The 3,473-nt window shown below is 73.7% G+C and carries 3 protein-coding genes; 2 read left to right on the forward strand and 1 reads right to left on the reverse strand.

Annotated elements, in window-relative coordinates:
• The first annotated feature begins 226 nt into the window (after window positions 1-226).
• Window positions 227-1,435: an FAD-binding protein gene (locus RIC31_RS01775; protein WP_350100484.1), complete on the forward strand. Its 1,209-nt coding sequence runs from the start codon at window positions 227-229 to the stop codon at window positions 1,433-1,435.
• A gap of 6 nt (window positions 1,436-1,441) precedes the next feature.
• Entirely contained in the window at window positions 1,442-2,764 is a 1,323-nt protein-coding gene (glcF, locus tag RIC31_RS01780; protein WP_350100488.1) for a glycolate oxidase subunit GlcF, read from the forward strand.
• 186 nt (window positions 2,765-2,950) lie between these two features.
• On the opposite strand, the gene RIC31_RS01785 is transcribed toward glcF, so the two are convergent.
• Window positions 2,951-3,473, reverse strand: a 523-nt coding sequence (locus RIC31_RS01785) for a methyl-accepting chemotaxis protein (protein ID WP_350100493.1), incomplete at its 5' end; no start/stop codon positions are given.

Below are 3,473 nucleotides of genomic sequence, written 5' to 3' on the forward strand. Positions count from 1 at the left end.
CTTCCCTCCCGGATCCACCCCTCACTTCGTCATCCCGGAGGGGCTGCGCGAGCAGCCGGCTCCGGGATCCACTGCGTGACGGGCACTGCCAAATACTTCAAGAAGCTGACGTTTTCGCGATGTGTGAACACCGTAGGTCGCACCGTGGGTTCCGGATCGGCCGCGCCGTCGCGCGCCCGTCCGGAATGACGAATGGGGGAAGGCGAGCATCGGCGGGTCAGCCCAGATGACCACCCTTCGCCCCGATACCCCGGCCCAGGTCCAGGACGCCGTCGCCTGGGCGGTGTCCGAGGAGGCGCCGCTCGAGATCGTCACCCTCGGCAGCAAGCGCGCCGTCGGCCGGCCGATGCAGACCGCCAACACCCTGGACCTCTCCGGGCTGGCCGGCATCGGCCTGTACGAGCCGGAGGAGCTGATCTGCCAGGCCGGGCCGGGCACCCCGGTCGCCGAGATCGAGGCGGCGCTGGCCGAGCAGCGCCAGATGCTGGCCTTCGAGCCGATCGACCTGGGACCACTGCTGACCGGCGAGGCCGGGCAGGGCTCGATCGCCGGAGTGTTCGCCTGCAACCTGGCCGGGCCGCGCCGCATCAAGGCCGGGGCGGCGCGCGACCACCTGCTGGGCTTCACCGCGGTGACCGGCCGCGGCGAGACCGTGAAGTCCGGCGGCCGGGTGGTGAAGAACGTCACCGGCTACGACCTGTCGAAGATCGTCTGCGGGTCCTGGGGCACCCTGGCGGCGCTCACCGACCTGACCTTCAAGGTGCTGCCGGCCCCGGAGCACGAGACCACCCTGGTGATCGGCGGCCTCGACGAGGAGGCGGCGGTGCGGGCGATGAGCGCTGCGCTGGGCTCGCCGCACGAGGTGTCGTCGGCCGCCCACCTGCCGATCGGGCTCGGCGCCGGCGACGTCGCCGGGCCGGCGACCTGCATCCGGCTCGAGGGCTTCGGCCCGTCGGTGGCGGCGCGGGCCGCCGCGCTGGAGGGCGAACTGGCGGGGTTCGGCGGCAGCCTGGGCGCGGTCGAGGGCTATCAGAGCCGCGACCTGTGGCGGGCGCTGCGCGACGTCGAGCCGCTGGCGGCCCCGTTCGAGCGGCCGGTCTGGCGGCTGTCGCTGCCGCCGATGGCCGGCCCGGCGGTGGTGCTGGCGATCCGTTCGGCGGTCGAGGGTGCCGACTACTACTACGACTGGGCCGGCGGCCTGGTCTGGCTGGCGGTGCCACCGGCGCCCGACGCCCACGCCGGCACCGTGCGCGGCGCGGTGGCCGGGGCGGCGAGCGGCCACGCCACCCTGGTCCGGGCCGACGAGGCGGTGCGCGCCGCGGCCGCGCCGTTCCCGCCGCAGGACCCTGGCGTGGCGGCCCTGTCGGCCCGCATCAAGGCGAGCTTCGACCCCCTCGGGATCCTGAACCCGGGGCGGATGATGGCGGGGGTGTAGGCGACCATGCAGACCCATTTCACCCTGGCGCAGCTGGCCGATCCGGAGATCGCGGTCGCCAACGACATCCTGCGGAGCTGCGTGCATTGCGGGTTCTGCACGGCGACCTGCCCGACCTATGTGCTGCTGGGCGACGAGCTCGACAGCCCGCGCGGCCGGATCTACCTGATCAAGGACATGCTGGAGCAGGGCCGCGACGCCGGCGAGCAGGAGGTCCGGCACATCGACCGCTGCCTGTCCTGCCTGTCCTGCATGACCACCTGCCCGTCCGGGGTGCACTACATGCACCTGGTCGACCACGCCCGCACCCATATCGAGCGGACCTACACGCGGCCGCTGCCGGACCGGGGGCTGCGGGCGCTGTTGGCGAACCTGCTGCCGCGCCCGGCGCTGTTCCGGCTGGCGCTGCTCGGTGCCCGCCTGGCGCGGCCGCTGGCGCCGCTCGCCGGCAACCTGCTGGGCGGCCGGCTGAAGGCCATGCTGTCGCTGGCGCCGAAGCGGGTGGCCAGGCGTTCCGACCTGGACCGGCCCGGGGTGTTCCCGGCGCAGGTTGTCGCCAATGGGGGCGAGCGCCGCGCCCGGGTGGCGCTGTTGCTGGGCTGCGCGCAGCGGGTGCTGGAGCCGGCGATCAATGACGCCACCATCCGGCTGCTGACCCGCCACGGCGTCGAGGTGGTGGTGCCGGCGGCGGCTGGCTGCTGCGGCTCGCTGGCCCACCACATGGGGCGCGAGCACGACGCCCACGCCGCCGTGAAGGCCAATGTCGACGCCTGGTGGGCCGAGACCGCCGAGGGCGGCGGCGCGGGGCTGGACGCCATCGTCATCAACGCGTCCGGCTGCGGCACCACGGTCAAGGACTACGGCTTCATGCTGCGCGAGGACCCGGCGTACCGGGACAAGGCGGCGGCGGTGGCGGCGCTTGCGAAGGACGTCACCGAGTTCGCCGATACCCTGGAGCTGCCGGCCGCGGCCGGCCCGGCGGGCCTGACCGTCGCCTATCACTCGGCCTGCTCGATGCAGCACGGCCAGAAGATCAAGACCCTGCCGCAGACGCTGCTGACCGCCGCCGGCTTCACCGTCAAGGCGGTGCCGGAGGGGCATCTGTGCTGCGGCTCGGCCCGCACCTACAACCTGCTGCAGCCGGCGATCGCCGAGCGGCTGCGCGACCGCAAGGTCCGCAACATCGAGAGCCTGGAGCCCGACCTGATCGCGACCGGCAACATCGGCTGCATGAGCCAGATCGGCGGCGGCACCGGGATCCCGATCGTGCACACCGTGCAGCTGCTCGACTGGGCGACCGGCGGGCCGAAGCCGGAAGCGCTGGCGTAGGGAGACTGTCGTCTCGACGGCGAGGCGGCGGGTGGGTCCCGGAGCCCGCTGCGCGTCACCGGGATGACGACAGGGGAAGGTCGTCCCCGCGATCGTTCAGCACACCGTCGTCATTCCGGACGGGCGTGCCGCCGTCGGCACGGCCGAGCCGGAACCCACGGAGAGACGGACGTCCGGCGACGGCCGCTACGCCGCGGGCTGGCCGTTGCCGCGGACCTGGTCTAGGAAGCCGGTGACCTCCCGGTCGAGCTGCTGGGCGTCGCCGGCCAGCGCCTCGGCGGCGGCCAGCACGGCCTCGGCCTGGGCGCCGGCGTCGTTGGCGACCGCCGACACCCCCTCGATGGTGCGGGTCACCTCGCTGGTGCCGGCGGCGGCGTCCTGGCTGGAGCGGGCGATCTCCTGGGTCGAGGCGTCCTGCTCCTCGACCGCCGAGGCGACCGCCGTCACATAGCCGTCGATCTCGCGGATCGCGCCCGCCACGTCGCGGATCGCCACGACCGCCGACGCCACGCCGTCCTGGACCTCCTTGATCTGCTGGGTGATCTCGTCGGTCGCCTTGGCGGTCTGGCCGGCCAGGCTCTTGACCTCGCCGGCCACCACCGCGAAGCCCTTGCCGGCCTCGCCGGCCCGCGCCGCCTCGATGGTGGCGTTCAGCGCCAGCAGGTTGGTCTGCTCGGCGATGTCCTGGATCAGGGTCACCACCGTGTCG

This window comes from Thalassobaculum sp. (assembly GCF_040219615.1).
In the GTDB taxonomy this organism is placed as follows: domain Bacteria; phylum Pseudomonadota; class Alphaproteobacteria; order Thalassobaculales; family Thalassobaculaceae; genus Thalassobaculum_A.

Excerpts from the sequence above, each read along its gene's own strand:
- RIC31_RS01775 (WP_350100484.1), top strand. The coding sequence starts at position 227 with ATGACCACCCTTCGCCCCGATACCCCGGCCCAGGTCCAGGACGCCGTC.
- glcF (WP_350100488.1), top strand. The coding sequence starts at position 1,442 with ATGCAGACCCATTTCACCCTGGCGCAGCTGGCCGATCCGGAGATCGCG.